At 72.7% G+C, this 4,645-nt stretch carries 4 protein-coding genes and 1 pseudogene; 1 reads left to right on the forward strand and 4 read right to left on the reverse strand.

The window, feature by feature from the left end; genetic code table 11:
* The 4 genes and pseudogenes from BH719_RS09615 to BH719_RS04685 all read right to left on the reverse strand — a co-directional run.
* Positions 1-572 (reverse strand): annotated as a pseudogene (locus BH719_RS09615) (hypothetical protein); the annotation flags it as partial.
* Positions 573-982: 410 nt separating this feature from the next.
* Entirely contained in the window at positions 983-1,675 is a 693-nt protein-coding gene (locus tag BH719_RS04675) for a GNAT family N-acetyltransferase (protein WP_009743604.1), read from the reverse strand.
* A complete protein-coding gene (locus BH719_RS04680; protein ID WP_009743605.1) occupies positions 1,675-2,901 on the reverse strand; it encodes a molybdopterin molybdotransferase MoeA in 1,227 nt (408 codons plus the stop codon). Before BH719_RS04680 ends, BH719_RS04675 begins: the two co-directional genes overlap by 1 nt.
* A gap of 4 nt (positions 2,902-2,905) precedes the next feature.
* On the reverse strand, positions 2,906-3,829 hold the full coding sequence (locus BH719_RS04685; RefSeq protein WP_009743606.1) for a UTP--glucose-1-phosphate uridylyltransferase: 924 nt from the start codon (positions 3,827-3,829) through the stop codon (positions 2,906-2,908).
* 19 nt (positions 3,830-3,848) lie between these two features.
* On the opposite strand from BH719_RS04685, the gene BH719_RS04690 reads away from it, so the two are divergent.
* The gene (locus tag BH719_RS04690; RefSeq protein ID WP_009743607.1) at positions 3,849-4,481 is read left to right on the forward strand and encodes a 5-formyltetrahydrofolate cyclo-ligase; all 633 of its coding nucleotides are present in this window, start codon (positions 3,849-3,851) and stop codon (positions 4,479-4,481) included.
* Positions 4,482-4,645 lie beyond the last annotated feature (164 nt).

The raw sequence follows: 4,645 nt of genomic DNA on the forward strand, positions 1-4,645 counted from the left end.
CGCCTCGTCGGCCAGGGAGGGCCGGGCGGAGGAGCGCCCGGAAGCGGGCGGGTACGAGGGGGCGCGGCGTCGCGGGCGCGGGGGGATTCGGATTCCGCCCTAGCCCCGGAGGCGCGCTGGTCGCCGACCCTGGGAGCTCCCGGAGCGGAGGACCCGCGCTTTTCGCCGTTGCCGGAGGCGCCCGGAGCCCCCGCACTGGACGACGCCCTGCGCAGGGAGCGCGCGAAAGCCGAGCCACTGGACGCTCCCTCGGCCTCGGCGGAGGGGGACGAGGCGCGGGGGGCGCCCCCGCGCAGCTCGCGCAGCAGTTCGACCTCCCGCTCGCCCTCGCGCTGGGAGCGGACTGCCGCGAAGCGGGAGGCGCCCAGGGAGGCCACGAGCGCTGCCCCAGGAATCGCCGTCCACACCCACGCCAGGTCGGCGGCCCACACTCCGACGCCGAGGAGGACGGTCGCCAGCGCGAACACGGCGGAAGCGGCCATCCGGCGCTTGGACGCGGCGGCCTCGCTGGCCAGGCGGGCAGCCCGCTTGGCGCGCAGCCGCGCGATGTCGCGGACCGCGCGCGGACTCACGCGCTCAGTCGACCGGGGCGCTGCGCCGGTGCGTTCCATGGTGCCTCCACCTCGTCCTGTCTCCTTCGAGGGCGCCAGCAGCGGGCCCGTGGCCCGCCCGCGCGGCTCGTTCTTGTCCTCGGGGGCCCGGATCATCCTGAGCCCCGGCGAGAACCGGTCGAGTTCACGGGACTGGGTTATCGCGCTCCGGCGTGCTACCAGCGCCGGCACGGCCGCCACCAGGACGACGCACACCGCTGCGAAAACAAGTCCACCGATCTCCACTCCTCCAAAGGTAGGCAAATCGGCTGGCCGCGCGCGCGGCGGGCGGGCGCGTGTCGAGGATTGGACCCCACTTAACTTTTCGAATAATTGACAAACGCCACATTCGCAACACATGCACCTCGTGCACCGTCCACGAATGTGAGCGATCACTCATCTATTCCCCTGCCCCACTTGGCGACCACCAGGCCCCCCTCGGGCAGCGACTCCCGGTCGATGGAGAAGGCGACGTGGTCCGCCCATTTCCCCGCGATGTGCATGAAACGCCTGCGCATGCCCTCCTCGTGCAGGCCCAGGCGCCTGCACAGCGCCAACGAGCGCTCGTTCTCGGGCCGGACGCACACCTCGACCCTGTGCAGGCCCAGTTCCCCGATCGCCAGATCGATGACCATCGCGGCGACCAGGGCGCCCAGGCCCCGCCCCGACCACGACGAGGCGAGCCAGTAGCCCAGCATCCCCTGGCTCATCGCCCCGCGCTGCACATTCGACAGGGAGTACTGGCCGACCACCTTCCCATCCGCCTCGACCACCAGCATCAGGGTGCGCCCCTCTCGCTGCTCGCGGTCGATGCGGCTGCAGTACTCGGCGATGGCGGGGACGGGCTCGTCCGCCTCCGGCGGCATCGTGGCCTCCCACGGCGCCAGCCACTCGCGGTCCCCCCTCCTGACGGCGTCGATGCGCAGGTGGTCGCGGCCCAGAGCCGGGCGCACCACCAGCTCGCGGGGGTTCCCCGTGCGAGCGGAGGGGGAGGCTGGTCCGATGAACCCCCTCCCCACGGGGTCGGCCACCCTCAGCACCAGGCGCGCCGGACTGCCCCCCCACACTTTGCGCAGCAGGGGCATCAGTCCAGGACCAGACACTGCAGGCGGTCGCCCGCGCGGACGTTCGTCACGTCCTCGGGAACGACCGCGAGGGCGTTCGACTCCGCCAGGGCGGACAGCAGCAGGGCGGTCGGCGAGCCCATGACCCTCGCCTGGTAGCCCGAGCGGGGGTCCCCCGCCAGGCGGACGCGCACGAACTCGCGCCTGCCCCTGGGCGAGTACCACGTGCGGTCCACGGCGGCCCGCACGACCGGGCGGTTCAGCGACTTCCACCCCTGCATGTGGCGCAGGGCCGGGCGGACGAACACCTCGAAGCACACCTGGGCCGACACCGGGTCGCCCGGCAGGCAGAAGATCGGCGTCGCCGTCCCCCCGTCCTCACCGCCGACGGTGCCGACCCCCAGGATGTGGCCGGGCCACGCCGCCACGTTGTCGAAGCGCACGGTCCCCAGGGAGCCGAGCACCTCGCGCACCGTGTCGCCGCTGCCGTAGGATATGCCGCCCGTCGTGAGCACGAGGTCGGCGCGCACCAGCTGGTCCTCGATGGTCTCGCGCAGCTTGGCCCTCTCGTCGGGGACGGCCGCGACGCGGAAGGTCTGCGCGCCCGCGTCCGTGATCGCCGTGGACAGGGCGTGCCCGTTGGCGTCGAAGACCGTGCCGGGGCGGGCCGTGCGGCCGGGCTCGACCAGCTCGTCCCCGATGGACAGGACCACGACGCGCGGGCGCGGATGGACGAGCACCCGCGAGCGCCCCACCCCCGCCAGCAGCGCCACCTGCCGGGCGCCCACGCGGGCGCCGGAGCGCAGGACGACCTGCCCCTCGGCCACGTCCTCGGCGCGGCGGCGGATGTTCTCGCCCACTGCGGGCGCGGAGCGCACCCCCACCTCGGCGACGCCGTGGTCCGTGAACTCCAGGGCCACGACGGCGTCGGCGCCCGCCGGAACGGGCGCGCCCGACGCGATGCGGATCGCAGTGCCCGGCACCAGGGCCGCGGGGTCGACGACGCCCGCGCGGATCTCCTCCGTGACGGGCAGGGTGACGGGGGCGTCCAGCGCCGCCCGCGAGCAGTCCGAGGCGCGGACCGCGTACCCGTCGCAGGCGGCCAGGTCGGCCACAGGCAGGTTGAAGGGCGCGCGGACATCCTCGGCGAGCACGCAGGACACGGCGTCCGCCAGCTGGACGTCCAGGGGCGGCTGCTGGTCGACTGCGGCGATGCAGTCCTGGTAGAAGTCGGCGACGCTGCGCATGGGCTCAGTCCCCGACCTTGGTCTTGAGGAACTCCTTGAGGGCGGGGCCGAGCGCCGGGTCCTCGAGGGCGAGGGCCACGTTGGCCTCCAGGTAGCCCAGCTTGTCGCCGGTGTCGAAGCGCCGCTCGTCGATGACGACGCCGTACAGGCCGCCGCCCTGCTCGGCGGGCAGGTCGATCATGCGCGCGTAGCCGTCGGTCAGCTGGTACTCGCCGCCCGCTCCGGGCTCGATCTGCTCCAGGGCGGTGAACACGGCGGGGTCCAGCACGTAGCGTCCGACGACCGCGTACTCGGACTTGACCTCGTCGAGCGGGGGCTTCTCGGTGACGGCGGTGATGCGCATGAGGCTGCCCTCTGCCAGGTCCACGCCCTCGGGGATGGGCAGCGGCTCGACGGCGGTGGAGGCGTAGGCGGTGGCCTGCTCGGGGGTGACCCGCAGCAGGGCGACGACGGTGCCGCCCAGCGCGCCTCGCACCTGGATCATCTTGCGCAGCAGCTGCGAGCCCGGCTCCATGAGGTCGTCGGGCAGCAGCACCGCGAAGGGCGCGTCGCCCACGTGCTGCTTCGCCTGCGCGATCGCGTGGCCCAGGCCCAGGGGGTGGCCCTGGCGGACCGAGTGGACGCGGGCGTACTGCTTGTACTCGTTGACGGAGTCGAGCGCGGCCCGTTTTCCGGCCCTGGCCAGGTCGGCCTCCAGGCCCGGCTCGGCGTCGAAGTAGTCCTCGATGGACTGCTTGCCCGCGCGTGTGACGAAGAGGACGTCCTCAATGCCGGCATCAGTGGCTTCTCTCACGATGTACTCGATGGACGGCCTGTCGACGACTGGGAGCATCTCCTTGGGAACCGACTTCGTGATCGGCAGGAAACGGGTTCCCCGCCCGGCCGAGGGGACAACTGCGTGGATTACGGTCTGTTTTTTATCTGCCATACCCGCTAGAGTAGCGAACATGGGGGCAAAAGTGGATACGATCACAGCTAAGCAGGAACTTCGGAGCCAGATACGGGCGACCCGGCTCACGAGGAGGCGCACCGGCGCCGACATCCCGGGCAGCCTGGAGACTGAGCGCGCCGGAATGGTGCGCTCCTTCGACGAGGCGTGGGCGCGCCTGGGCGGGCCGCGCCTGCCCGCCCTCTTCCTCCCGCTGCCAACCGAGCCGGACCTGACGTGGGTCGTCGAGGCGGCGCCCGAGTGCCTGCTGCCCGTCGTCATGATCGCGGGCGTGCCCATCGAGGATCCCGAGTGGGGGCTGCACCGCGCGGGCGAGGCGCTGGCCGCCCCCTCGCAGTGGCATCCGAGCGACGGCAGCCACCCGCGCCGGCTCGCCGGGCCAGAGGGGATAGCGCGGGCCGACGTCGTCGTCATCCCCGCGCTGGCCGTCGACGAGTCGGGCACGCGCCTCGGGCAGGGGGGCGGATGGTACGACCGCACCCTGCCCCACCGACGCGACGGCGTGCCCGTCCTGGCATGCGTCTTCGACGACGAGGTGCGCGAGGCCGGCGCACTGCCCCGCGAGGCCCACGACGTGCGCGTCGACGGCGTCATCACGCCGTCCATGTTCCGCCTCTTCGACGCCGTATAAGGATCCGCGCGCGTATATCACCTGGTCACGATGTGAGGAAGATACCTTCGGCCCACCTTCCCCCGGCACGGAAGTCCTTATACCCTCGTTGGTGGTTCTTGAGTCCTCCGTCGGCGGCCTCAGGGGCCCGCAGCGCCCGCGGCGCCGCGCTCCCCGCGAGCGCC

Source organism: Pauljensenia hongkongensis, assembly GCF_001746855.1.
GTDB lineage: Bacteria > Actinomycetota > Actinomycetes > Actinomycetales > Actinomycetaceae > Pauljensenia > Pauljensenia hongkongensis.

Coding starts and splice junctions, on each gene's coding strand:
- BH719_RS04675 (WP_009743604.1), bottom strand. CDS start 1,675: ATGCCCCTGCTGCGCAAAGTGTGGGGGGGCAGTCCGGCGCGCCTGGTG.
- BH719_RS04680 (WP_009743605.1), bottom strand. CDS start 2,901: ATGCGCAGCGTCGCCGACTTCTACCAGGACTGCATCGCCGCAGTCGAC.
- BH719_RS04685 (WP_009743606.1), bottom strand. CDS start 3,829: ATGGCAGATAAAAAACAGACCGTAATCCACGCAGTTGTCCCCTCGGCC.
- BH719_RS04690 (WP_009743607.1), top strand. CDS start 3,849: ATGGGGGCAAAAGTGGATACGATCACAGCTAAGCAGGAACTTCGGAGC.